General features: G+C 62.2%; 23 protein-coding genes and 4 pseudogenes. 11 read left to right on the forward strand and 16 right to left on the reverse strand.

Annotated features, from left to right (window positions below; all coding sequences use genetic code 11):
- Nucleotides 1-82 precede the first annotated feature (82 nt).
- From ACPP3B_RS13190 to ACPP3B_RS13220, 7 genes are all read left to right on the forward strand, one after another.
- Entirely contained in the window at nt 83-664 is a 582-nt protein-coding gene (locus ACPP3B_RS13190; protein ID WP_299018638.1) for an RNA polymerase sigma factor, read from the forward strand.
- 131 nt (nt 665-795) lie between these two features.
- A complete protein-coding gene (locus ACPP3B_RS13195; protein WP_424859285.1) occupies nt 796-1206 on the forward strand; it encodes a hypothetical protein in 411 nt (136 codons plus the stop codon).
- Nucleotides 1203-2447 (forward strand): S8 family serine peptidase, encoded by a 1245-nt coding sequence (locus ACPP3B_RS13200; RefSeq protein WP_424859286.1) that lies wholly within the window; start codon nt 1203-1205, stop codon nt 2445-2447. The genes ACPP3B_RS13195 and ACPP3B_RS13200 overlap by 4 nt, the downstream gene beginning before the upstream one ends.
- Nucleotides 2448-2519: 72 nt before the next feature.
- Nucleotides 2520-2855: a hypothetical protein gene (locus ACPP3B_RS13205; RefSeq protein WP_424859287.1), complete on the forward strand. Its 336-nt coding sequence runs from the start codon at nt 2520-2522 to the stop codon at nt 2853-2855.
- Between the two features lie 90 nt (nt 2856-2945).
- Entirely contained in the window at nt 2946-3428 is a 483-nt protein-coding gene (locus ACPP3B_RS13210) for a hypothetical protein (protein WP_132962607.1), read from the forward strand.
- A gap of 178 nt (nt 3429-3606) precedes the next feature.
- Entirely contained in the window at nt 3607-3957 is a 351-nt protein-coding gene (locus tag ACPP3B_RS13215; RefSeq protein ID WP_185971182.1) for a hypothetical protein, read from the forward strand.
- 12 nt (nt 3958-3969) lie between these two features.
- A complete protein-coding gene (locus ACPP3B_RS13220; protein ID WP_132962609.1) occupies nt 3970-4728 on the forward strand; it encodes a CsgG/HfaB family protein in 759 nt (252 codons plus the stop codon).
- Between the two features lie 21 nt (nt 4729-4749).
- Here the strand turns inward: ACPP3B_RS13220 and ACPP3B_RS13225 are convergent, their stop codons facing one another.
- A complete protein-coding gene (locus ACPP3B_RS13225; RefSeq protein WP_424859174.1) occupies nt 4750-6246 on the reverse strand; it encodes an IS5 family transposase in 1497 nt (498 codons plus the stop codon).
- A gap of 331 nt (nt 6247-6577) precedes the next feature.
- On the opposite strand from ACPP3B_RS13225, the gene ACPP3B_RS13230 reads away from it, so the two are divergent.
- Complete coding sequence (locus tag ACPP3B_RS13230; RefSeq protein WP_066708478.1) at nt 6578-7567, forward strand: IS5 family transposase; 990 nt, start codon at nt 6578-6580, stop codon at nt 7565-7567.
- Between the two features lie 490 nt (nt 7568-8057).
- On the opposite strand, the gene ACPP3B_RS13235 is transcribed toward ACPP3B_RS13230, so the two are convergent.
- The gene (locus tag ACPP3B_RS13235) at nt 8058-9047 is read right to left on the reverse strand and encodes an IS5 family transposase (RefSeq protein ID WP_066708478.1); all 990 of its coding nucleotides are present in this window, start codon (nt 9045-9047) and stop codon (nt 8058-8060) included.
- A gap of 52 nt (nt 9048-9099) precedes the next feature.
- Nucleotides 9100-10437, reverse strand: a pseudogene (locus ACPP3B_RS13240) (IS5 family transposase); the annotation flags it as partial.
- 156 nt (nt 10438-10593) lie between these two features.
- On the opposite strand from ACPP3B_RS13240, the pseudogene ACPP3B_RS13245 reads away from it, so the two are divergent.
- Both ACPP3B_RS13245 and ACPP3B_RS13250 read left to right on the forward strand, forming a co-directional pair.
- Nucleotides 10594-10935 (forward strand): annotated as a pseudogene (locus ACPP3B_RS13245) (hypothetical protein); the annotation flags it as partial.
- Nucleotides 10932-11399 (forward strand): lysozyme, encoded by a 468-nt coding sequence (locus ACPP3B_RS13250; RefSeq protein WP_395141924.1) that lies wholly within the window; start codon nt 10932-10934, stop codon nt 11397-11399. The pseudogene ACPP3B_RS13245 and the gene ACPP3B_RS13250, both read left to right, overlap by 4 nt.
- 18 nt (nt 11400-11417) lie before the next feature.
- Here ACPP3B_RS13250 and ACPP3B_RS13255 read toward each other — a convergent pair whose 3' ends face one another.
- From ACPP3B_RS13255 to ACPP3B_RS13300, 10 genes and pseudogenes are all read right to left on the reverse strand, one after another.
- Nucleotides 11418-12569: a S1C family serine protease gene (locus tag ACPP3B_RS13255; protein ID WP_395141922.1), complete on the reverse strand. Its 1152-nt coding sequence runs from the start codon at nt 12567-12569 to the stop codon at nt 11418-11420.
- 24 nt (nt 12570-12593) lie between these two features.
- Nucleotides 12594-13100 (reverse strand): annotated as a pseudogene (locus ACPP3B_RS13260) (M48 family metalloprotease); the annotation flags it as partial.
- A gap of 20 nt (nt 13101-13120) precedes the next feature.
- Entirely contained in the window at nt 13121-14617 is a 1497-nt protein-coding gene (locus tag ACPP3B_RS13265; protein WP_424859174.1) for an IS5 family transposase, read from the reverse strand.
- A 112-nt stretch (nt 14618-14729) separates the two neighbouring features.
- A pseudogene (locus ACPP3B_RS13270) lies at nt 14730-15195 on the reverse strand (M48 family metalloprotease); the annotation flags it as partial.
- Nucleotides 15173-15673: a phosphate-starvation-inducible PsiE family protein gene (locus ACPP3B_RS13275; RefSeq protein ID WP_424859288.1), complete on the reverse strand. Its 501-nt coding sequence runs from the start codon at nt 15671-15673 to the stop codon at nt 15173-15175. The gene ACPP3B_RS13275 and the pseudogene ACPP3B_RS13270, both read right to left, overlap by 23 nt.
- 75 nt (nt 15674-15748) lie before the next feature.
- Nucleotides 15749-16189: a heat resistance system thioredoxin Trx-GI gene (gene trx-GI, locus ACPP3B_RS13280; RefSeq protein WP_424859289.1), complete on the reverse strand. Its 441-nt coding sequence runs from the start codon at nt 16187-16189 to the stop codon at nt 15749-15751.
- The gene (locus tag ACPP3B_RS13285; RefSeq protein WP_424859290.1) at nt 16179-17324 is read right to left on the reverse strand and encodes a hypothetical protein; all 1146 of its coding nucleotides are present in this window, start codon (nt 17322-17324) and stop codon (nt 16179-16181) included. Before ACPP3B_RS13285 ends, trx-GI begins: the two co-directional genes overlap by 11 nt.
- A 79-nt stretch (nt 17325-17403) precedes the next feature.
- Entirely contained in the window at nt 17404-18015 is a 612-nt protein-coding gene (hdeD-GI, locus tag ACPP3B_RS13290) for a heat resistance membrane protein HdeD-GI (protein WP_424859291.1), read from the reverse strand.
- 89 nt (nt 18016-18104) lie between these two features.
- Nucleotides 18105-18992 (reverse strand): heat resistance protein YfdX2, encoded by an 888-nt coding sequence (gene yfdX2, locus ACPP3B_RS13295; RefSeq protein WP_045785184.1) that lies wholly within the window; start codon nt 18990-18992, stop codon nt 18105-18107.
- A gap of 185 nt (nt 18993-19177) precedes the next feature.
- On the reverse strand, nt 19178-20143 hold the full coding sequence (locus ACPP3B_RS13300) for an IS481 family transposase (protein WP_424859292.1): 966 nt from the start codon (nt 20141-20143) through the stop codon (nt 19178-19180).
- 58 nt (nt 20144-20201) lie between these two features.
- Here ACPP3B_RS13300 and ACPP3B_RS13305 point away from each other — a divergent pair, with 58 nt between their 5' ends.
- The gene (locus ACPP3B_RS13305) at nt 20202-21161 is read left to right on the forward strand and encodes an IS481 family transposase (RefSeq protein ID WP_424859293.1); all 960 of its coding nucleotides are present in this window, start codon (nt 20202-20204) and stop codon (nt 21159-21161) included.
- A gap of 69 nt (nt 21162-21230) precedes the next feature.
- Here ACPP3B_RS13305 and yfdX1 read toward each other — a convergent pair whose 3' ends face one another.
- The 3 genes from yfdX1 to ftsH all read right to left on the reverse strand — a co-directional run bounded on the left by yfdX1 (nt 21231) and on the right by ftsH (nt 24531).
- Nucleotides 21231-22145 (reverse strand): heat resistance protein YfdX1, encoded by a 915-nt coding sequence (gene yfdX1 / locus ACPP3B_RS13310; RefSeq protein ID WP_424859294.1) that lies wholly within the window; start codon nt 22143-22145, stop codon nt 21231-21233.
- Nucleotides 22146-22167: 22 nt separating this feature from the next.
- Nucleotides 22168-22626, reverse strand: a complete 459-nt coding sequence (gene hsp20-GI, locus ACPP3B_RS13315) for a small heat shock protein sHSP20-GI (protein ID WP_395141910.1) — start codon at nt 22624-22626, stop codon at nt 22168-22170.
- An 87-nt stretch (nt 22627-22713) separates the two neighbouring features.
- Nucleotides 22714-24531, reverse strand: coding sequence for an ATP-dependent zinc metalloprotease FtsH (gene ftsH / locus ACPP3B_RS13320; protein WP_424859295.1), 1818 nt, complete (start codon nt 24529-24531; stop codon nt 22714-22716).
- Nucleotides 24532-24538: the final 7 nt, after the last annotated feature.

The following is a 24538-nucleotide window of genomic DNA, read 5'->3' on the forward strand; positions in this document are numbered from 1 at the left end:
CAGCAAAGCCCTTGTTCCTCTTGCACCACGAGCGCATGTCCGCCTAGACTCTGGAGCAGTCATCGAAACCCTGCGCCATCCCATGGACGACCACGCCATCGTTGCGGCCTGCGCCAAGGGCGATAGCCACGCTTTGCGAAGCCTGCATGAGCGACATGCCCGTGCGGCATATACGTTTGCACTGCGCCTGCTTGGAAACCCGGCGGACGCCGACGATGCCGTGGCCGAGGCGTTTTACGAGGTTTGGCGATCGGCCTCGAAGTTCGCCAACCGCTCCAGCGTGCGAACCTGGATTTTGGGCATCGTCCGCCACAAGGCCCTGGACCTCCTGCGTGCCCGAGGTGCACGCGCGGAGGAGGCCATCGAAGACGCGCTCACCGATACCCTGGTCGATCCCGGCCCCACGCCATTTGAATGGTTGGCCGAGCACCAGACTTGGGAAATGGTCGATCGGTGCATGCAGGCTTTGCCCGTCCCCCAGCGGGAGAGTTTGCACCTGTTCCTGCTCGAAGGTCTGTCTTTGCAGCAAATCGCCCAGCTCCAAGGGGTGCCGGACAACACCGTCGCCACACGAATTCATCACGCCAAGCGCAAGCTGAAGCTGTGCCTGACCGAAGCCCTCGGATTGAAGAAAGCCAGCCCAAAAGCCGACTCAGTGTTATGACGAACACTCCCTCTCAACCCACGGGTGAGCGGCCCAGCGCCAGTCCCGGAGAAATCCAGTGGCTCGATCGCATTCGGCAGCAGCTCGAAGTCGCGGCACCCCCGTTCGATCACGAGCGTAACTGGCAACGCGTGGCCGCCCGGATCGACGCGGAGCGCGAATGGGATCGTGCCCAAAACCGCCGCTCCCAAGGGCGAAGGCCATGGTGGTGGGCGCTGATGGCCTATGGCATGGGTGCTGCAACGGCCGCGATCCTCATGACCGTCGTCGCTCCCGAGCCCTGGCGTGCCGATACGGCCGTAGTGCCTTTGGGCGCCGAAGAAAGCACCGCCAAGGCCGCCGCACGCGTGCGGCTCCAAGTGGTGTTCTCCGATCAGGCCACCCTCGCGCAGGTGCGGGCGGCGCTGTCGCCCATCGACGCCGAGATCATCGCGGGCCCAGGGCGTCTGGGCGTCTGGACCATCGCTGTGCCCGCATCCAGCGCCGACGAAGCAGAAAAGGTTTTGCGCGCCCTGCCGATTGTCGAAAGTGTCTCGCGATGAAACGGGTCGTCACCGCGCTCCTGTTGGGGGCGAGTCTTTGCGGAACCGCGATCGGGCAGGTCGAGCCGCCGAAAGGCCAGCCCTCGCGCGGTGGTTCAGCGGGTGTCGGCATTGGCATCCAAGTCGACCTGAGAAGTCTCGTCAGCGGCGTCGCCGCGTTGCTCGGGCGTGCTACGTCCGACACGGTCTCGAACGTCGTCGCGGGCCAAGTCGTCGCCGTTTGGGCTGAAGACGAAGTCGCGCTCGCGCCGGAAGAAGTTGCGCGGGCCATGCAAGCTCGGGTCTTGGCAGACCATCCGCTGTCCTCGCTCGGGTTGCGGCTCGTCCTGTTTGCGGTGGACGAAGAGGATGCAGACAAGCTCCTGGCACAGGCCCGCCAGTCTTTTCCCCAAATTTCCTTCGCACGCAACAGCTACGTCGATACGCTCCAGACCGAGCACACAGCAGCCAGCCCGGGCGCGGCAGGCCGGCAGTACGCGCACGAACTGGTTCGCGCAACGGCCGTGCAGCGCTTGCCTCAACCCGTGCGCATCGGTGTCATCGATGGCGCACCCGACGCCAACGCCCCCTTGGACGCGGCGTCGTTCGATCTGCAGCGCTTTACGGACACCGGTCAAAGTCCGCACGCCAGCGCCATCGCCTGTGAACTGGCTTGCCGGCCCGAGACGGGCTTCCCCGGTCTGGCGCGGGGTGCCGAGTTGGTGTGGGCGGCCATTCTTTCGCCACACCAGAATGGCCATGAACGCAGCGACTTGGTGACATTGGCCCGCGCGCTCGATGGGCTGGTCAAGCGCCGCGCCGAAGTCATCCTCACAAGTCTCGGCACACCCCCCAATCCTGTCCTCACCCGCGTGCTCGACCGCGTGCTGCCGAAGGTGCGGGCTTTCGTCGCTGCTGCAGGCAATGGCGGACCCAATGGCACCGTGCCCCTGCCGGCAGCGCACCCTGGCGTCGTTGCCGTGGCCGCCGTCGATGCCGCTGCCCAACCCTGGCCGCAGGGGAGTCGCGGCCAGGCCATCCTCGTCGCTGCGCCTGGCGTGGATCTGTGGCTCCCTGTCGGTGGTGGCCGGTATTTCACCGGCACTTCATATGCCGCGCCGTTCGCCGCAGCTTGGATCGCACAGCGGCTCGCACGCGGCCAGCCCGCCGATGCTGCTGCCTTGTGCGCGACGGCTCAGGACCAGCCGCCCGCTGGGCGTGACGACGCCACAGGCTGCGGGCTGCTGCGTTGGTCGCCCTAGTGAGAGCACCATTGAAGAAAAGTGTCGGAACTGCCGACTCAGAGGTACCCCATCAACCTGAGGAGCCCCAACATGACTGTCTTCCGTCTTCTGACCGCAACCCTCATCCTCGGCGTGACCCTGTCCGCCGCGCACGCTGCTGAACGCGACGCCGCCATCGCCAGTGGTGCCAAGCTGACCAAGGCCGACGCGGCGCGGACCGCACCCGGCGGAGCGGGAACGGGCGACGCCACCGGCGCCATCGCACCCGACGCCGGGGCGCGCGGCATCGAGAAAAAGGACATCCGGCGCGGCATGGTGATCGCCAAACCCACCTCCGCACATGCTCGGGACGCCCATCAAGCACCGGGCGAATGCCCACCCTGCGGCACTTTGCCACGGACATCCAAACCGGTGCCACACGATTGAAGAATTCGCGGCAACCCTCCGACTCAGTATCGGGAGTCCGGCAACGCCGGCTGCCGATTCGATTCAAATCCTACCGAAAAGGAGATCATCATGAAAATGCAGCCCAAACTCATCGCCAGCGCCATCACTGTTGCGCTGTTGGCGGGTGCCGTTCATGCGGCCGAGAACGCCGGCGGCGGCCAACCGACATCTACGCCGACCCACACTGTGCCGGTCAAGCCGACACTCAAAGGAGAAACCGAAGACGAAACGACCGGCGCTGTGCCAGGCAGGCCGACAGACCGGCTGACGATCAAAACCAAGAGTTCACCGCCTGTTGCGCCGCCGATCGAGGACAAAAAGGTGACCCCGACTATGGGCAGTAACGCTAACGCGGGCGAATCGGCAATAAAACCCCCAACAGGGGTAGGCCATATCAACATAGGCGGGAACCCGGGTAATTCTTGGGACCCGGTCGGCCAGTGCTACGTCGGCAAGCCCCCTGCCAATTACCGATGCCCGCCTGGTCAGAAGATAGTTGACCTCGACCCATCTCCTAAGGTGTGCTGGCGCTGCGAGTTTCCAAAAGATTAATTCGGCCATCTTTCACCGAGGATCCGTGCTCGCATAACCGTAGATCAGGATTCCGTGCGGTTCAAATGGGCTGCACGGAAAGTTTAACAAATCAAGAATCCCGCTTTTGGCGGGTTGACCAAGAAAGAGAGGAGATCGCGTCATGAATCGAGTCCAATTCAAACACCGAGCTCCGCCTATGATCATCGGGACATTGCTCTGTGCTGCTGCAGCGCAAGCACAGGCGGTGCCGACCATCGTCTCTATCACCCACAGCGGCCCAGTTCCCGGCACCCCGACCATCACAGGGCAAATCCAGTGCACGTCCAACAACGTGATGCTGACTTCCTACTATCAGAAGCAGATCGCGAGCGGCTGGGGGCCGACCACCTACATCGACAGGTTCTACTGTAAGCCGCCGGCCAACACGGGGGCAGTCATTACCGTGACCAAGAGCAAACCCTTCATCCCGGTCAGTCCTGGGGAGAAATTCCGCTTCATGGTGCAACAGGGTGGCGCGATGTCGCCTTGGGTCGTGTATCAGTTTTAAGGGAGCGCAACGATGCGGAAAGGGGCTTCGCTGTACCTTGCCTGCGCGGCTATTCTGACAGGCTGTTCCACTGCGCCCATCCTGGGCGGAGATGACCCGATCGCCAAAGGCGCGGCGAGCGGCCAACAGGCGGTTGCGGCAACCGAGCAACTCGAGCGTTGTACGGAACCCTTGGGCACCGTCGGTTTTGCTGAAGCGGCGGATGATCCGTATGTGCCCATCGTGCAAATGCTGGTGCAGCAGTCCAACTGCTTCATCGTGGTCGAGCGCGGGCGCGCATACAACCAGATCGACCTGGAGCGGCAGCTCAAAGAGGCAGGGCTCACCGGACAAGCCGGTGCGGCGAATCGCAAAATGCTGGCGGCCGATTACACGATGGTGCCAACGGTAACCTTTGCAGAGCCCTCGGGATTTGGCTTGAGTACGGGCCTGGGTGGTTTGTTCGGCCGGCGCGGCAGCAACCTCGATACATCAGCGCAAGTTCAAGCCCTGGGCGCCTCCACCACATTGCGTCTCATCGACAACGCCAGTGGCGCGCAAATCGTGGCGGCCCAAGGCAGCGCCAAGAATTACAACCTGGGAGCGGGCATTGGCATCCTCGGCGGCCTGGTGGCCGGGGTCAACGCCTATGCGAGCACGCCGCAGGGAAAGATTGTCGCCGCCGCCTTCCTCGACGCCTACAACAAACTGGTTCAGGCCGCTCGTCAATATAAACCCCAGCAAACCCGCGGCGGCGCAGGGCAAGGCGGACGGCTACAAGGGCCTCAGTAGTCGTCCCTGAAAAATTCATTTTCACGCCGCCCTTAGCCGCAGCTGGGCAGGGTTGGCGCCACTGGTCTCGGTTGGCCGCCGCTGGGCGAGCCACCGGCCGATGAGGCGCACGGCCGCAATGAGGCGCAAAAAAGCTCGCCTCAAGAAGGGCACGCCCTTCTTCGTGATCATGCGCAGCAGCCAGCGGATGTTGTAGCCCGCCGCGCACAGCACCGCGTGCAGCCGGTCACCCTGCTCGCCCTTGAGATGGCACCTGTCCATGCGGTGATCCTGCTTCAAGTGCCCGATGACCGGCTCGATGGCCTGGCGGCGCTTGAGCAGCTTGCGCTCCTGCTGCGTCAGGCGCTTGATCTTGCCGCGGTGCACCAGGCGCACATCCGCGATGTCGGCTTCCACCCCGCGGTAGCCCAGATCGGCAAACGCTGTGCTGGGCTTGATGCCAGTGTCCTGCATCAGGATCGTGGCCTGCTCCAGCTGCGCTTGCAGCGTGTGCCCGTCGTAGGGGTTGCCATGGAAGGCCCGGGCTCCGACGATGAGGCTGTGCTTCAGGGTGCTGGCAATGCCGACCTTGACGCCGAACTCGTAAGGGCAGCGGGCCTTGCCCTTGTTGATGCACTCCACCTCCGGCGCGTGCCAGGCGTAGAGCTTTCGAGTCCCGTCGGCGGTCTTTCGGTTGGCAGTCTGCGCCACCAGACGCGCCGCCTTGTTGAGGGTGTGGCCAAGAGCGCTCTGGATGGCCTGCCCCAGGCGGCTGGCCTTGCGCTCGATCTCCCGCTGCAGCCTGGCCACGATCGTGCGCTGGCGCTTGATGACCCGGCGCATGCGCGCAAACTGCCGCGCGTGCGCATAGCGCCCAGCCTTGCGGGCCAGCTCCTTGCCTTCCTTGGCAAAGGTCTGCTTCAGTGCAATGCCGGCTTGCTTGGCTGCTTGCACCAGCTTGGTGCGCGCGGTCTCGAGCAAGCGGCTGTCGGTGGGGTGCGCCACCGCCTTGGGTTGTACGGTGGTGTCCACCACCACGCGCTTGAGTTCCTGCGGCTTGATGAGTCCGGTTTCCACCGCCACGTTGATCGTCTGCGCCAGGAGTTCTTCCACCCCCTCCTCGCCCAGCAGCCGGCGAAACTTCACCAGCGTCGTGGCGTCACACGGCAGCCGGTCCTCGTAGTAGGCCAGACCCGAGAAGTACTGCCAGCGCGGCGTGTCGCGCCAACGCTCCACCACCCCTTCGTCCGACTCGTTGAAGGCGTGCTTCAGATACAGCAGCGCGATCATCACGCGCAGCGGCACGCGGGGTCGGCCTGCGTTGGACGCCCGAGCTGCGCGCACCGGAGATTCGCCAAAGAGGTCCAGATCGGGCATCGCGACACCTGCGCGCGCTTTGCGCATGAACAGGTGCGACAGCCTTGCTTCCAACTCCTGCCACGGCATGCGTGAGGACAACACCGCCAGCGGATGGCGCAGGTCGATCATCTGATCGAGCCGGGCGCGGAAGAAGTCCTCGGTGGCAGGGCAGGCAAACATCGCAAAACTCCCAGAAAACGGCGCATCAGACCATCAAATCTGGGGGAAATTGTACTCGCAAACAGACAATAACACAAGAAAAATCATGAGGTTATGAATATTTCAGGGGCGACTCAGTAACGCCCCCCGCTTTTGTTTGTTGCCGTGCTCTGCGCTTCCGGTTTTCTATCGGCGACGACCAGATACCCGAATCGCACATGCCCGGCAATTGCCTTTACTCACTCCCACTCACTCATCAATTAGTCGTCCCTGAAAAATTCATTTTCACGCCGCCCTTAGGGAAGGTCTGCAAAACCTTCCTGCCAGACTGCCGGGATGGGACAATAGCGACATGAAGCAGATGAGTCTGGAGGCGCCGATGTATACGGGCTTTGAGCTGCGCGCCAAGCGCACCCGCAAGCGTGCGTTTTTGGAGCAGATGGACCGTGTGGTGCCGTGGGCAGAGTTGGTCGCACTCATCGAGCCGTATGCGCCGAAGGCGGGTCCCAAGGGTGGGCGGCCACCCTTTGCGGTAGAGAAGCTGCTGAGGATTCATTTTTTGCAGCAGTGGTTTGGTCTGTCGGACCCGGCGGTGGAGGAAGCCTTGTACGACACGCCGCTGCTGGCGAGCTTTGTTGGTCTGGACCTGGGGGTGGATGTCGTGCCGGATGAGAGCACCATCCTGCGCTTTCGCCACCTGCTGGAGCAACACGGCCTGAGCCAGCGTATCCTCGAGACGGTCAATCGCATCCTGACCGAGCGTGGCCTCATGCTCAAGAGCGGCACCATCGTGGATGCCACGCTCATTGCTGCTCCCAGCTCGACCAAGAACGCCCGCCGTGAGCGCGACCCTGAGATGCACCAGACGAAGAAGGGCAACCAGTGGTACTTCGGCATGAAAGCGCACGTTGGGGTCGACGCCGAGACAGGGCTGGTACACACGGTGGTGGCCACCGCTGCCAACGTCTCGGATGTGACGCAGGCGCATCGGCTCTTGCACGGGCAAGAGACCGACGTCTTTGCCGATGCGGGCTATCAGGGAGTGGACAAGCGAGCGGAAAACCAGGGCAAGCAAGTCGCTTGGCACGTGGCCATGCGGCCGGGCAAGCGCCGGGCATTGGACAAGCGCACTTTTCTTGGCCAGGTGATGGATGCCTTGGAACGCACCAAGGCGCGCATTCGTGCCAAGGGTGAGCATCCGTTTCGGGTACTCAAATGCCAGTTTGGCTACCGCAAGACGCCCTATCGAGGCTTGGCCAAGAACGGCGCGCAGCTCAACGTCCTGTTTGCGCTGGTCAATCTGTGGCTGGCGCGCAAAGCCTTGCTGGCTGCGACGGGATAAGTGCGCCCGCAGTGGGCTCACTGGGGCCGGATGAGGCTGCAGAGGGCCCACGAAGGGGCTTGCTGGAGCCCAAGAACCGTTCAGCATCTGTTTCGATCCCATCCTACGAAACGATATTGACCCTGAACTCGTCGCCACGAACGAGTGGGCGGGGTAGTGCAGAGGTTCCTTAGCCGCAGCTGGGCAGGGTTGGCGCCACTGGTCTCGGTTGGCCGCCGCTGGGCGAGCCACCGGCCGATGAGGCGCACGGCCGCAATGAGGCGCAAAAAAGCTCGCCTCAAGAAGGGCACGCCCTTGTTGGCGATCATGCGCAGCAGCCAGGGAACCTCTGCACTACCCCGCCCACTCGTTCGTGGCGACGAGTTCAGGGTCAATATCGTTTCGTAGGATGGGATCGAAACAGATGCTGAACGGTTCTTGGGCTCCAGCAAGCCCCTTCGTGGGCCCTCTGCAGCCTCATCCGGCCCCAGTGAGCCCACTGCGGGCGCACTTATCCCGTCGCAGCCAGCAAGGCTTTGCGCGCCAGCCACAGATTGACCAGCGCAAACAGGACGTTGAGCTGCGCGCCGTTCTTGGCCAAGCCTCGATAGGGCGTCTTGCGGTAGCCAAACTGGCATTTGAGTACCCGAAACGGATGCTCACCCTTGGCACGAATGCGCGCCTTGGTGCGTTCCAAGGCATCCATCACCTGGCCAAGAAAAGTGCGCTTGTCCAATGCCCGGCGCTTGCCCGGCCGCATGGCCACGTGCCAAGCGACTTGCTTGCCCTGGTTTTCCGCTCGCTTGTCCACTCCCTGATAGCCCGCATCGGCAAAGACGTCGGTCTCTTGCCCGTGCAAGAGCCGATGCGCCTGCGTCACATCCGAGACGTTGGCAGCGGTGGCCACCACCGTGTGTACCAGCCCTGTCTCGGCGTCGACCCCAACGTGCGCTTTCATGCCGAAGTACCACTGGTTGCCCTTCTTCGTCTGGTGCATCTCAGGGTCGCGCTCACGGCGGGCGTTCTTGGTCGAGCTGGGAGCAGCAATGAGCGTGGCATCCACGATGGTGCCGCTCTTGAGCATGAGGCCACGCTCGGTCAGGATGCGATTGACCGTCTCGAGGATACGCTGGCTCAGGCCGTGTTGCTCCAGCAGGTGGCGAAAGCGCAGGATGGTGCTCTCATCCGGCACGACATCCACCCCCAGGTCCAGACCAACAAAGCTCGCCAGCAGCGGCGTGTCGTACAAGGCTTCCTCCACCGCCGGGTCCGACAGACCAAACCACTGCTGCAAAAAATGAATCCTCAGCAGCTTCTCTACCGCAAAGGGTGGCCGCCCACCCTTGGGACCCGCCTTCGGCGCATACGGCTCGATGAGTGCGACCAACTCTGCCCACGGCACCACACGGTCCATCTGCTCCAAAAACGCACGCTTGCGGGTGCGCTTGGCGCGCAGCTCAAAGCCCGTATACATCGGCGCCTCCAGACTCATCTGCTTCATGTCGCTATTGTCCCATCCCGGCAGTCTGGCAGGAAGGTTTTGCAGACCTTCCCCAGCGGATGTTGTAGCCCGCCGCGCACAGCACCGCGTGCAGCCGGTCACCCTGCTCGCCCTTGAGATGGCACCTGTCCATGCGGTGATCCTGCTTCAAGTGCCCGATGACCGGCTCGATGGCCTGGCGGCGCTTGAGCAGCTTGCGCTCCTGCTGCGTCAGGCGCTTGATCTTGCCGCGGTGCACCAGGCGCACATCCGCGATGTCGGCTTCCACCCCGCGGTAGCCCAGATCGGCAAACGCTGTGCTGGGCTTGATGCCAGTGTCCTGCATCAGGATCGTGGCCTGCTCCAGCTGCGCTTGCAGCGTGTGCCCGTCGTAGGGGTTGCCATGGAAGGCCCGGGCTCCGACGATGAGGCTGTGCTTCAGGGTGCTGGCAATGCCGACCTTGACGCCGAACTCGTAAGGGCAGCGGGCCTTGCCCTTGTTGATGCACTCCACCTCCGGCGCGTGCCAGGCGTAGAGCTTTCGAGTCCCGTCGGCGGTCTTTCGGTTGGCAGTCTGCGCCACCAGACGCGCCGCCTTGTTGAGGGTGTGGCCAAGAGCGCTCTGGATGGCCTGCCCCAGGCGGCTGGCCTTGCGCTCGATCTCCCGCTGCAGCCTGGCCACGATCGTGCGCTGGCGCTTGATGACCCGGCGCATGCGCGCAAACTGCCGCGCGTGCGCATAGCGCCCAGCCTTGCGGGCCAGCTCCTTGCCTTCCTTGGCAAAGGTCTGCTTCAGTGCAATGCCGGCTTGCTTGGCTGCTTGCACCAGCTTGGTGCGCGCGGTCTCGAGCAAGCGGCTGTCGGTGGGGTGCGCCACCGCCTTGGGTTGTACGGTGGTGTCCACCACCACGCGCTTGAGTTCCTGCGGCTTGATGAGTCCGGTTTCCACCGCCACGTTGATCGTCTGCGCCAGGAGTTCTTCCACCCCCTCCTCGCCCAGCAGCCGGCGAAACTTCACCAGCGTCGTGGCGTCGCACGGCCGGCGATGTTCAAAGTACGCCCGCCCCGAGAAGAACTGCCATGTGGGGGTTTCGCCCCAGCGCTCGACCACCCCTTCGTCCGACTCGTTGAAGGCGTGCTTCAGATACAGCAGCGCGATCATCACGCGCAGCGGCACGCGGGGTCGGCCTGCGTTGGACGCCCGAGCTGCGCGCACCGGAGATTCGCCAAAGAGGTCCAGATCGGGCATCGCGACACCTGCGCGCGCTTTGCGCATGAACAGGTGCGACAGCCTTGCTTCCAACTCCTGCCACGGCATGCGTGAGGACAACACCGCCAGCGGATGGCGCAGGTCGATCATCTGATCGAGCCGGGCGCGGAAGAAGTCCTCGGTGGCGGGGCAGGCAAACATCGCAAAACTCCCAGAAAACGGCGCATCAGACCATCAAATCTGGGGGAAATTGTACTCGCAAACAGACAATAACACAAGAAAAATCATGCTGTTATGAATATTTCAGGGGCGACTCATGCCGGTTCAGCCTTCGGAAATGGGGTTATGCGAAGCGCCCTGCGCGGCGCCCAGCGCATGGCCGAGATCGGCGCCGGGGCCGATGCCGCCTGGAACGTGGGCGCCCTCGAGACCTTGCGCGAAGCGGTCGCCGCCCAGGGGCAGCGATCGGGCGCCCGCTGGGCCGATGCTCTGTCGAGCAGCGTTCGCCCAGTCATCACGTATTGGTTCATGGCGCTGTACTGCGCTGCAAAAACGGCCGCCTTCGTTGCTGCCATTGAGGGCGGTGCCGACTGGGGCGTCGCCATCGTCCACGCATGGACCGATGCCGACCAAGCCCTGTGGGCCGGCGTGCTGAACTTCTGGTTCCTCGGGCGCGTGTTCGACCGGGTGCGACCGTGATCGACGTACCACAAACAGCCATCGAGCTGGCCAAGCGCTTCGAGGGATTCGAACGCAGGGTCAAGCGTGGAGTCGAGATCGCCGCCGTCCCCTACATCTGCCCCGCAGGTTTCTGGACGATTGGGTACGGCCATCTCTGCGATCCAAAGCATCCCCCGATCACGGAGGCTGAAGCCGAGGTCTATCTGGTCCGCGACCTCCAATCGGCACTCGCCGCCACGCTGCGCTACTGCCCGGTGCTGGCCACCGAACCCGAGAGCAGGCTCGCCGCCATCGTGGACTTCACGTTCAACCTCGGCGCGGGGCGGCTGCAGACGTCGACGCTACGGAGGCGAGTCAATCAGCGCGACTGGCCCAGCGCCGCAACCGAGCTGCGGCGCTGGGTCTTTGGCGGTGGCAAGGTGCTGCCGGGGCTTGTCACGCGGCGGGAGGCCGAGGCGACTTGCCTGCTCCGCGCCGCCTGATAGACCGGGTCGACTCGATCAAATCCCCGGTTGCAGCTCCACACGCACTTCGCGCGTTTTGCCGGCCCGTTCCACTGACAAGACCACCACATCGCCGACCTTCCTGTCGTCTAGCCGCGCGAGCAGCTTAGCCACATCGTCTGTCGCCTTGCCATCAACACCGATGATGCGGTCGCCGGGCACGATGCCTTGCGGCGTGACTTCGACACCCGCGAGGCCGGCCTTGTGCGCTGCCGAACCAGGGGTAACACGCAGCACGAACACGCCCTTGCCTCCAGTCAGCGCCAGCAGGCGCTGATTGAGTTGTTCGTCCACCTCAATGCCCAGCGCCGGACGGATGTACTTACCAGTCTTGATGAGTTGCGGGACTACGCGCATGACGGTGTCCACCGGCACGGCGAACCCAATCCCGGCCGAGGCGCCGGAGGGGCTGTAGATCGCCGTGTTGATGCCGATAAGCCGACCGGCCGAATCGAGCAGGGGGCCGCCCGAGTTGCCGGGGTTAATGGCGGCGTCGGTCTGAATCAGGTGATCAATGGCCGGGCCGCCCGCTTCTCCCGGTAACGAGCGGTCGAGCGCGGAGACGATGCCGGTGGTGAGCGTCCAGTCCAGGCCAAAGGGGTTGCCGATAGCAAACACCTTCTGTCCCACCTTGAGGTCGGCGCTGGTGCCGACCGGCACGGCAGGCGGGCGTTTGAAGCCGACGCCGATTTTGAGTACGGCGATGTCGTGTGCTGGGCTGGCCCCCACCAGCGCGGCCTGGTAGTCGCGGCCATCGGCGAGTTTGACGGTGGCTTCGGACGCGCCCTGGATGACGTGGAAGTTGGTGACGACGTGGCCGGCGTCGTCCCAGATGAAGCCCGATCCCGTGCCACGGGGCACGGAGAAGACATTGCGCGTCCAGACGTCGCGCACCAGCTGCGCGGTGGTGATGTAGACCACCGAGGCGCGTGATTTTTCGAACAGTTCGATGGTGGCCTTTTCGTCCGCCGCCAAGTCGCCGCGCGCCGTCACGGTGCGCTCTGCCGCCTCGCGCGGACTGAACCATGCCTCGATGGCGGGCAGGAACTGCCACAGCAGCATGAGCGCAGCAATGCAGGCGGTGATGAAGAGCCAGCGCCGGATGAAGGGATCCGGTGCGGGGCGTGGGTACGGGTCAGGGTAGGCCATGAGAAGTCTCCTGTTGATAGACAATCAGCGCCATAGCCCGCTCGGGCGCCAGCGCGGCGGGCGCGGCGTCACAGCGGATTCCGGCAAGAAATGGGGCGCGTGAAACGGCAAGGCTGTTGCTGGTCCAGGCGCCAACGTCAGCAGGCGTGAGATGCGATCTTGCGTTGCCGGATGCGTGCGCAACCAGGAAGGCTCGGGATTGCCCCATCCCGGCCACAGCCAGGCACGCCAGGAGCGGCTGACCCGCTCGATTTTCGCCAGCGCGGACGCCAGCCCTTGCGGGTCGCCGGTCAGTTCCGCCGCGAGGCGGTCAGCGTCGAACTCACGCACGCGAGACAAGCCGAGCTGTGCGAGCAGGGCCAGCTGGGGCGAGGCGGCCAGCAGAAGCAGTCCAGGCCAATTGACCGCCACCGCGCCGGCCAGCAGTGCGGGCAAGCTGAACACAATAGCGATCTGTCCGACCATAGCCAGCAGGCTCGTGAGGCGACTGACGGAATCCGCCAGCCCCATGACACGCATATCCTCATTAGTCGTCCCTGAAAAATTCATTTTCACGCCGCCCTTAGCCGCAGCTGGGCAGGGTTGGCGCCACTGGTCTCGGTTGGCCGCCGCTGGGCGAGCCACCGGCCGATGAGGCGCACGGCCGCAATGAGGCGCAAAAAAGCTCGCCTCAAGAAGGGCACGCCCTTCTTCGTGATCATGCGCAGCAGCCAGCGGATGTTGTAGCCCGCCGCGCACAGCACCGCGTGCAGCCGGTCACCCTGCTCGCCCTTGAGATGGCACCTGTCCATGCGGTGATCCTGCTTCAAGTGCCCGATGACCGGCTCGATGGCCTGGCGGCGCTTGAGCAGCTTGCGCTCCTGCTGCGTCAGGCGCTTGATCTTGCCGCGGTGCACCAGGCGCACATCCGCGATGTCGGCTTCCACCCCGCGGTAGCCCAGATCGGCAAACGCTGTGCTGGGCTTGATGCCAGTGTCCTGCATCAGGATCGTGGCCTGCTCCAGCTGCGCTTGCAGCGTGTGCCCGTCGTAGGGGTTGCCATGGAAGGCCCGGGCTCCGACGATGAGGCTGTGCTTCAGGGTGCTGGCAATGCCGACCTTGACGCCGAACTCGTAAGGGCAGCGGGCCTTGCCCTTGTTGATGCACTCCACCTCCGGCGCGTGCCAGGCGTAGAGCTTTCGAGTCCCGTCGGCGGTCTTTCGGTTGGCAGTCTGCGCCACCAGACGCGCCGCCTTGTTGAGGGTGTGGCCAAGAGCGCTCTGGATGGCCTGCCCCAGGCGGCTGGCCTTGCGCTCGATCTCCCGCTGCAGCCTGGCCACGATCGTGCGCTGGCGCTTGATGACCCGGCGCATGCGCGCAAACTGCCGCGCGTGCGCATAGCGCCCAGCCTTGCGGGCCAGCTCCTTGCCTTCCTTGGCAAAGGTCTGCTTCAGTGCAATGCCGGCTTGCTTGGCTGCTTGCACCAGCTTGGTGCGCGCGGTCTCGAGCAAGCGGCTGTCGGTGGGGTGCGCCACCGCCTTGGGTTGTACGGTGGTGTCCACCACCACGCGCTTGAGTTCCTGCGGCTTGATGAGTCCGGTTTCCACCGCCACGTTGATCGTCTGCGCCAGGAGTTCTTCCACCCCCTCCTCGCCCAGCAGCCGGCGAAACTTCACCAGCGTCGTGGCGTCACACGGCAGCCGGTCCTCGTAGTAGGCCAGACCCGAGAAGTACTGCCAGCGCGGCGTGTCGCGCCAACGCTCCACCACCCCTTCGTCCGACTCGTTGAAGGCGTGCTTCAGATACAGCAGCGCGATCATCACGCGCAGCGGCACGCGGGGTCGGCCTGCGTTGGACGCCCGAGCTGCGCGCACCGGAGATTCGCCAAAGAGGTCCAGATCGGGCATCGCGACACCTGCGCGCGCTTTGCGCATGAACAGGTGCGACAGCCTTGCTTCCAACTCCTGCCACGGCATGCGTGAGGACAACACCGCCAGCGGATGGCGCAGGTCGATCATCTGATCGAGCCGGGCGCGGAAGAAGTCCTCGGTGGCGGGGCAGGCAAACATCGCAAAACTCCCAGAAAACGGCGCATCAGACCATCAAATCTGGGGGAAATTGTACTCGCAAACAGACAATAACACAAGAAAAATCATGAGGTTATGAATATTTCAGGGGCGACTCATTAGCGATGTGCGCGACCTCGTGCGCTAGCACACCCGCCAGTTCGCGCGGACTCAGGTTGCGCAGCAGGCCATCGGTGAGGGCGATCGATGCATGCTGCTTCGAGCCGGTGGCGAAGGCGTTGACGACGGCACTGGGCACGTAGTGCGGCACCGGCGTGGCGGGCAAACCGGCACGGGCGGACAGCTCGCGCAACAGGGCCCAAATTTCCGGGGCTTCGTGCGGGCGCAAAGCCCGTGCGCGGTACAGGCGCAAGGTCAAGGCGGATGCGGCTGCCGGTTCCAGCAACAACGTGCCTGCAACTGCAAACAGCGCGAGCCACAGGCCGCTTTCCCCGAACAGCAGGCTTCCTGCGGTGGCTGCGATCCCGATCAGGGTCAGGACCAACAGCCCGGTCTGCAGGCGGTTGAGCCAGCGGTGTTGCAACAACGCCGCGCGGGTCACCGGGATGATGACGGGTCATGCTCAGATGTCTCGGCGACACGGTCGTCGCGCTCGCGCATCAGCCAGTAAGTGGCACCGAGCGCCAGTGTGGCTCCTGCAAGCGCGGCGATCTTGCCAGGGCTCGCCTCGGCGTCGAGGATCACGAACTTGCGCGCCAGCGCGATCAGGCCGATGAGGATCACGGTCTTGACCTGGATGATGCTGTCCCGACGCAGCGCCACGCGCACGATGGAATGCTTGAACTCCATCGCGATCAAGAGCGTCATGATCATGCCGAACACACTCTGGAATACCTTGTGATCCAGGGGATTGAAGGCATCGAGGACCAGCAGCGTGAAGACGATGGCGATGAGCTGGAACAGCGACACCACGATGATGACGGCAATTACCGCCGACAGAACGAGGGCGACGACCTGCTCGAAGCGCTCGTAAACTGTCATCAACCGCCACTGGGAGCGCATCTCGTCAAAGGCCGTGTGGCCAGATTCTTTATGCATAAGCGTTGCGCTCCCTCTTTCAATGAAACGTTAATGGAACGGGGAGTCCGAGAAAACGACTCGATTGCACCTGAATCATCGGGGCAATTGCGAAGCCACCCAGCGCATAATGTCCTGCGCGCCCATGGCGCCCGCCTGACGTGCAACCTCATGTCCCCCTCGGAACAAAATCAGGGTTGGAATGCTGCGGATGCCGAACTGCGCGGCCAGGTGGGGTTCTGCCTCGGTATTGACCTTGGCCAGCCTGACCCTGGGTTCGAGCTGGCGCGCCGCTTGCTGGAACTGCGGGGCCATCATCTTGCACGGCCCGCACCAAGGTGCCCAGAAATCGACCAACAGTGGCAGGTCGCTGCGCTCCACGTGGCGCGAGAACGTCGCCGTGGTCAACTCGATGGGTTCGCCCGTGAACAAGGGCTGCTGGCAGCGGCCGCAGTTGGGATGTTCCGATAGTTTCGCAGTCGGTACGCGGTTGATGGACTGGCAATGCGGACAGACGAGGTGAAGATCATTCTTCATGGTTCGCCTCCTTGGACCACAGTGAGGCTGCCGCGCTTCGGGTCACAGACAATGCCGACCAATCAACGCCTTGGAGCCAATCGTTCCCGTCTTTGCTTACTCCGGCCTCTTCCAAATGAGCAGCGATGAACGCTTCGGCCTGCATGAGCCACCTTTGGACAGTATCTTCCTTACTAGGCATCAGCAGGATTTCAGAGACGCTGCTGGCATCCAGCCCATCCACACGGATAAGCAGAAAAATGCGCCGCCACAAACGCGGCATGTCCTTCAGCAGGTCGAATGCAAAAGCGAACTCGCTCGACCGATCAACTAGCTCCTCCTGTTCCGCGATCGTTGCGGCGTCGGGATGCTGACTGTCAGCGATGATATCGGCCAGCCTGAGTGTGTCGTCGGGCTGATAAAATTCGAAGACTTCCTCTTCCACCATGGCCTCGGCCACGTCCAGGGCATCGGCTTCGACCTGCGCGTCCAGAGAAACGAATTCGCCAAATTGCCGGCTGTTTGCCACTTCGTTATCCAGGATGGCGAACAGATGCTTCAGAAGACCGGTGTAAGCCGCTTTTTCTTCCGGCACGGATTGCCATTCCACCTCAGCTCGGACAATCGCTTCATCCACCACGTCGCGCAGCGTCGGATAATCGCGCGGTAAATCGCCGACGGCCCGCAGATAAGCCAGCTCACGCCTTGCGACAGCCTCAAGTTTCGACAGTAGAGGCATTCGGGTCACCTCGGCCTCATGGGCGGCTGACGCGGGTTTTGCGGCAATCCGCACCTTGAGCTCGCGCAAGCGCTCGCGTCGTGCTTTGCGCTTGATTTGGTCCTGAGCAAGCAGCCGGTCAAAATGCTTCTTGGCCTGACGGAACAACGACTGTGCGAGCATCTGCGCGAGGGGCGTCAGCTCGTCATGTGATGCAGTGACGCTGACAATCTTTTTGCCGGGCAGGTGCATATAGCCACTGGCCAGAAATTGCCGCTTGATCTTGTCGCGATCAAGGACGATTTGAAGTCGCACTGAATCTTTAGTGTGTTTGTCGAGCAATGGCTTGAGGTCGCGCTCGATCACATTTCCCAAAGCTCTCTGCCATGGCTCATGAAACTCTTTGTCGACAGCTCGAAAGCTATATTGAATCTGCATGCATGACTCCTTTGATGTCATTCCTATGGAGGCACGAACCGAAAATGCTCATATCCATAGAATTTAGTTTGACCTGCCCTTACCCCTGGCGCGTTTTGCGAAGACGCCAACTCAAGAACAAAAGCGTGACACCATAGACTGCCGCATAGAAGCCCAACAGCCAGCCTGCGGCCAGGAATGACTCGACCGGACGGGTAAAAAATATCCACAAGACGATAGCACCAAGGATAATCGAGAGCAGTCCACTGAGGGCAAGCCAGATTTCACCCTTGATTTCTTGACGCAGCCGAACGGCGGCGGATATCTCCAGCACACCGGTGAAAATCGCCCAGAAGCCCACGCTAGCCCATAAAAAAGAAGCCAAGACTATCGTGGCGACCCAAGGAGCAACCAGGACGACGACGCCCGTAAGTATGCCGACAATGCCGCTGAACAGCAGCCAGCCCCAGCGCTCTTTTTTCTGGATATGGCGCACCGCTGCAACCAAGTTGAAAGCGCCATTGACCAAGGAAAATGCGCCGAACATGATGGTCATGGCCAACAGAGCCGATTGTGGCATCCAGAACGCAAGGGCTGCGAAAATCAATGCCAAGACACCGCGCAGCGCAAAAAGCCACCAATTCTGGCTCAGCGAACACAGTGCTTTGGTGGGGTCATCCGCATTGGAATTGGCGATGGTGTCTGTGTTCATGCAATATCTCCTAAAGATCTATACGAAATGAAAAATCAAACACTCATGGGACAAGAGAGGGGGCGCTATGCGCCCCCTCTCCAGGGGTTTCAGAACAACTTGGACAGTTTTGCCTTGACTTCATCGAGCCAGCCTTTTCCGCCGCCTCCCCCAGCCGTCTTTTGCTTGACTTTCTTGAGTTCAGCATACAGGGGCTCAAAGTCCTTCTTCTTTCCATAGCCCAGCAGTTCTGCCATTTCCAACTGCTGCCGCGCTTCGTTCAATAATGTCGCCAGGCGCTCATTGGACGCTTCGCTACGCTGACCATCTTCTACCAAGGGCTCGGCGCGCTTCAGGAGCAGCTTCGCACGCAGGACGGGCAGCGGAAGCACGCTGCGCTCCTCGACCAGCGTGCTGAGCGCTGACTGCAGCGCGGCTTTGGCTTCTTCGATCTTGCCCTGATCGATCAGCGGCACGACTGCCTTCACGGCTGCGGGATAGGACGCCAGAGGGATGTTGGTGACCACGATCACGATTTCACTGGCCAGCAAAGCCAGCACGTGACGTGCCTGTTGCACCTCGCCATGTTTGAGGGCATCCAGCGCCTCGTCGATCATCGCCTCAATGGTTTCCGTGTTGGCGAACAAGTCGTGCACGATGGTGCGCACATCAACGGGGGCCAGGGCGAGCGTGGGTTCGCGCGCGACGATCAGCTCCAGCTTTCCCGTCACTTCGGCCAGCATTGCCACTGCGCGTGCAGTGTCCTTGCCGTCAAGTGCGGCCAGCGCTGATTTGGTCAGCGCCAAGGCCGAGACGGCCTCATCGAGGACTTGTTTACGTTTGTCTGCCGCCTGCGAGTCCGTTTCCTTCTGAACCTCAGGCTGTACCTCCGTGACGACTTCAGGCTTGGCCTCTGGACTGACAGGAAGGCTGCTTACCGCGGCCTGTTCGTTTATTTCTTTGTTCGTCGCATTGGGATTCGATGTTTGCTCATTCATGGTGATATGCCTCGTATGAGTTAGTGAAAATAGGTGTAGGGTTCCGGACGATTGCATAGATCCTTCGCGTCGTGCACTCTTCGTTAGTCGCGCAGTGATGCGAGAGCTGATCGACAACCTCCGGAGCGCTCAACCATGATTATTCGCCTACACAAAAACGCCACCACAACCCCCGCCACCCGCGCCTACATGTCAGGTCCCGGACGATTACGTGGTTTGAAGATGAAAAGATCGGGGCGTTGAGCGTACCACTTTTTCAAGGCCTCCAGAGGTGTTATGTGTCCGATTGCCTTCTGGGGTAAATGATGGTTGTACAGCCAAACATAACGGGTCAAGGTAGTCTCGAGGTCCTCGGCGCTGTTGAAGTGATGGGTGGCAAGGACCTCGGCAATACGGCCGTTGAAGCGTTCGACCATGCCATTGGTCTGAGGGTGTCTGGGCTTGGTGAGGCGATGCTCGATGCCAAGGGCCTGGCAGAGCTGATCGAACTCGTGCTTCCCGGACGGTGCGCGCGCGCCTGAGGCGAAGAGGCGATCCGTGAACTCCTTGCCGTTGTCGGTGAGGATGTGCGTGATTCTGACCGGGCAGGTCTTGTGCAAGGCCTTCAGGAAGCTTCTGGCCGCGGCTGCGGTCTTGTTTGGCTTAATCTGGATGAAGACCCAACGGGTGGCGCGGTCAATGGCGACGAAGAGATAACGCCTCTGATGTTCGTCGGGCATCTGCGGCAGGTACTTGACGTCGATGTGCAGGTAGCCCGGCATGTAGGTCTTGAATGGCTTGGAAGCAGGCGCATCCTTGGCTTCACTGGGCAGTTGGGATAGGCCATGGCGCTTGAGCAGACGATACAGCCCAGAACGTGAGGCCCGGGGGTTGATGAACTCCCGTGTGACCACCAGCAGATCGTCAAGGGGTAGCTGGAGGGTCTTGCGCAGCTCCACCACCAAAAGCTCCTGCGCCGGGGTGAGCGTCGTCTGCAAACGATGCGCGGTATGCGGGCGATCTTCCACAAAGTCCCGACGCTTCCAGCGGCGGATGGTGTCTTCGGATACGCCCAACTCGGCTGCCAAGGCCGCAACCGACAAGGACGAGGACTGGATGTAGGCGCGGGTGGCGGGGGTTGTGGTGGCGTTTTTGTGTAGGCGAATAATCATGGTTGAGCGCTCCGGAGGTTGTCGATCAGCTCTCGCATCACTGCGCGACTAACGAAGAGTGCACGACGCGAAGGATCTATGCAATCGTCCGGAACCCTACACCTACATCCAGTCCTCGTCCTTGTCGGTTGCGGCCTTGGCAGCCGAGTTGGGCGTATCCGAAGACACCATCCGCCGCTGGAAGCGTCGGGACTTTGTGGAAGATCGCCCGCATACCGCGCATCGTTTGCAGACGACGCTCACCCCGGCGCAGGAGCTTTTGGTGGTGGAGCTGCGCAAGACCCTCCAGCTACCCCTTGACGATCTGCTGGTGGTCACACGGGAGTTCATCAACCCCCGGGCCTCACGTTCTGGGCTGTATCGTCTGCTCAAGCGCCATGGCCTATCCCAACTGCCCAGTGAAGCCAAGGATGCGCCTGCTTCCAAGCCATTCAAGACCTACATGCCGGGCTACCTGCACATCGACGTCAAGTACCTGCCGCAGATGCCCGACGAACATCAGAGGCGTTATCTCTTCGTCGCCATTGACCGCGCCACCCGTTGGGTCTTCATCCAGATTAAGCCAAACAAGACCGCAGCCGCGGCCAGAAGCTTCCTGAAGGCCTTGCACAAGACCTGCCCGGTCAGAATCACGCACATCCTCACCGACAACGGCAAGGAGTTCACGGATCGCCTCTTCGCCTCAGGCGCGCGCGCACCGTCCGGGAAGCACGAGTTCGATCAGCTCTGCCAGGCCCTTGGCATCGAGCATCGCCTCACCAAGCCCAGACACCCTCAGACCAATGGCATGGTCGAACGCTTCAACGGCCGTATTGCCGAGGTCCTTGCCACCCATCACTTCAACAGCGCCGAGGACCTCGAGACTACCTTGACCCGTTATGTTTGGCTGTACAACCATCATTTACCCCAGAAGGCAATCGGACACATAACACCTCTGGAGGCCTTGAAAAAGTGGTACGCTCAACGCCCCGATCTTTTCATCTTCAAACCACGTAATCGTCCGGGACCTGACAAATAGGCGAATCTATTGGGGCTGACTGCGAACATCGGGAGACTGACCGACCGAACAGTCGGCCCCTTCATCACCTCAAAACAGCTTTTGGAGGCGCGTCTTCAACTCGTCGAACCATCCCTTGCCGCTTTTGCCACCAGCCGACTTTTGCTCAATGGACTTCAGCTGATCGAAGATGGGCTTGAAGTCCGCCTTCTTGCCATAACCCAGGATCTGCGCCATCTCGAGCTCCGTGCGCACGTACGCAAGCAAGGTGCTGAGCTCCTCGTTCTGCTTGGCATCGCGCTTGTCGGTCTCGGCCAGCTTTTCAGCTTTTGCTATCGCGGCTTCGGCCCGTAGCACGGGCAGAGGGAGTACAACTTGGGTGACCACCAGCGTGTTCAGTGCTCGGGCGAGCTCTGCTTTGGCTTCGTCGATCTTGCCGCTGTCGATGAGCCGTGCGGCCGACTTGATCGCTGCCGGGTACGTTGCCATCGGCAGGTTGTCGGTTTCGATCACGATTTCGCTGGCCAGATTGGCGACGATGGGCCGGGCCTTTTGCACCTCGCCATCACCCAACAATTCCCGAGACAACTTGACCGCTTTCTTCACCGATTCCACGTTGGCGTGGATATCGTGGGTGATGACGCGTACATTGACCGGCGCCAAAGCAAGTTTGGCGTCGCGTGCCAATACCAGTTCCAGCTTTCCGCTGGCCAGTTCCAGCGCAGCGAGCGCGTCCTTGGTCTTCTTTGCATCAAGGAGGATCAATGCCTCATGGGTCTTGGCCAGCGCAGTGATTGCATCTTGGGAGAGTTCGGCGCGCTTTTTCGCGGCTTCCCGGGCGACCTTGTCATCTACCTGTGGCTGCGCCGCCTTGGATGCGGCAGAGGGTGCTGCAGCACCTGGGCTAGAACCTGCCGCTGATTGGGCCAGAGCCGGTCCGCTCAGTCCGACGACGACCGCCAGGGCAAGTGCGGAGAAGATGTATTTTGGCTGTTTGATATTCATGATCTTGGGCTCCTAATTAAAGTTAGTTGACTGAGATTTCAATCTGTTTCGGTTTGGCTTGCTCGGCCTTGACAAGCCGCACTTCCAGCACGCCGTCTTTCATGGAAGCCGTCACCTTGGTCGGATCAACGTTGTCAGGCAAGACAAAGCTGCGCACAAAGCGGCCATACGCACGTTCGATGCGGTGGAACTTCTTGCCCTGCTCCTCTTTCTCCAGTTTGCGCTCGCCGCTGATGGTGAGCACACCGTTTTCCGCGCTGACGCGCACGGCATCCTTGGGGACCTCCGGCAGATCCAGTTTGAGGATGAATGCGTTCTCATCCTCGCTGATGTCCACCATTGGTGCCCAGTCCGCCGTGGTCATGGCTTCGTTGCCGGTACGGGCGCCCTGTCGCTGGGGTATTCGTCCGAACATCGTCGCCAGGCGGTTTTGCAATTCATCCAGTTCCCGGAAGGGGTCCCACGGAGTCAATGCAGACATATCGGTTCTCCTTGAACAATGCCGACGAATTGGATGACGCACCGAACAGAGCCGTCGGTTTACTCTGAATGGCACCTACTACTGTTTTCAGTTCCGAACAAGTCCTTGAGTCAATTGACGGATATCGCTTTCGTCGAGCGTTTCCCGCGCCAGCAGCTCGCGCGCGCAGCGCTCCAGCACTTCTCGGTTAATTTCGAGAATTCGGTATGCACGATCAAACACACCCATCACGATGTCACGGATGGCTTGGTCGATGCGTGTCTGAGTCGATTCGGCCACCCGGCAACCGCCGTGGGCCAGTTCAGGTGTATCGAGAAAGCGGGGCCGCTGCGCCTCGAAGGCGATGTAGCCCAGGCCCTCGTCCATGCCAAAGCGGGTGATCATGTCACGGGCGATGTCGGTGGCTCGCGCCAGATCGTCCGCCGCCCCGGTAGACAACTCGCCGAACACCAGCTTTTCGGCGGCACGCCCGCCCAGCAGTACGGCGATCTTGTGCTCGAGATCGGTACGCGTCATCAGGAAGCGGTCTTCGGTGGGGCGCTGCAAGGTGTAGCCCAGCGCGCCGATGCCGCGCGGGATGATCGATATCTTGTGCACGGGGTCGGTGCCGGGCAGCGCCAGCGCCACCAGCGCATGGCCCATCTCGTGATAGGCCACGGTTTCCCGCTCCTTGGGATTGAGCACGCGGTTCTTCTTCTCCAGGCCCGCCACGATGCGCTCGATGGCGGCGGTGAAATCCTGCAACTCCACGGCGGATGCTTTGCGCCGGGTCGCGGCCAGCGCGGCCTCGTTGACCAGGTTCGCGAGGTCTGCACCCGAAAAGCCCGTGGTCAGCGCGGCTACCTGTTCGAGGTCTACATCCTGGGCCAGCGTCACCTTCTTGACATGAACCTTCAGGATGTCCAGCCGCCCCTTCTTGTCGGGCCGGTCCACCAGCACCTGACGGTCGAAGCGGCCGGCGCGCAGCAGCGCCTGGTCGAGGATTTCGGGGCGGTTGGTGGCGGCGAGGATGATCAGCCCGACCGAGCTGTCGAAGCCGTCCATCTCCGTGAGCAGTTGGTTGAGGGTCTGCTCGCGCTCGTCGTGGCCGCCGATGGGGCCGCCGACGCCGCGCGCGCGGCCCAGCGCATCGAGCTCGTCGATGAAGATGATGGCCGGCGCCTGCCCGCGGGCCTGCTCGAACAGGTCGCGCACCCGCGCTGCACCCACGCCGACGAACATCTCGACGAACTCCGAGCCGGAGATGGAGAAGAACGGTACCCCGGCCTCGCCCGCCACGGCCTTGGCCAGCAATGTCTTGCCGGTGCCCGGTGGGCCGACCAGCAACACGCCCTTGGGAATGCGCGCCCCGAGCCGTCCATACTCCTGCGGATTCTTGAGGAAATCGACGATCTCAACCAACTCCGCCTTGGCTTCATCGACGCCAGCGACATCGGCAAAGGTCACGCCAGTGTTCTTCTCCATGAATACCTTGGCACGGCTCTTGCCGATGCTCAGGAAGCCACCCATGCCCTGCTTCTCGGCGAAGCGGCGGAACAGGAAGAACCAGACGCCGAAGAAGGCCACCGCCGGCAGAATCCAGGAGAGCACATCACGTAGCCAGGTGTTTTCCACCACCCGCGCGTAAGGCACGTCGTACTTGGACAGCCGCTCGGCCAGGTCGGGTTCGACGCGAGTGGCCACGATGGTGGTCTTGCCCTGGCTGTCCGGCGATTTCAGGCGCCCGGTGACCGTGCGGTCCGACACCAGCACTTCGGCGATGCGCCCCTCGGCCAGCGCCTTCTCGAATTCGCTGTAGGGCACGGGCTCGACGGTCTTGGCCGCCTGCCAGTAGTTCTGCAGCGTCAGCAGCAACAGGCCGGCGACGATCCAGTAGCCGATGTTCCATTGATCTTTCTTTTCCATGGGCAAT

It is taken from the genome of Tepidimonas sp. HKU77, from assembly GCF_049728535.1.
Lineage (GTDB): Bacteria > Pseudomonadota > Gammaproteobacteria > Burkholderiales > Burkholderiaceae_C > Tepidimonas.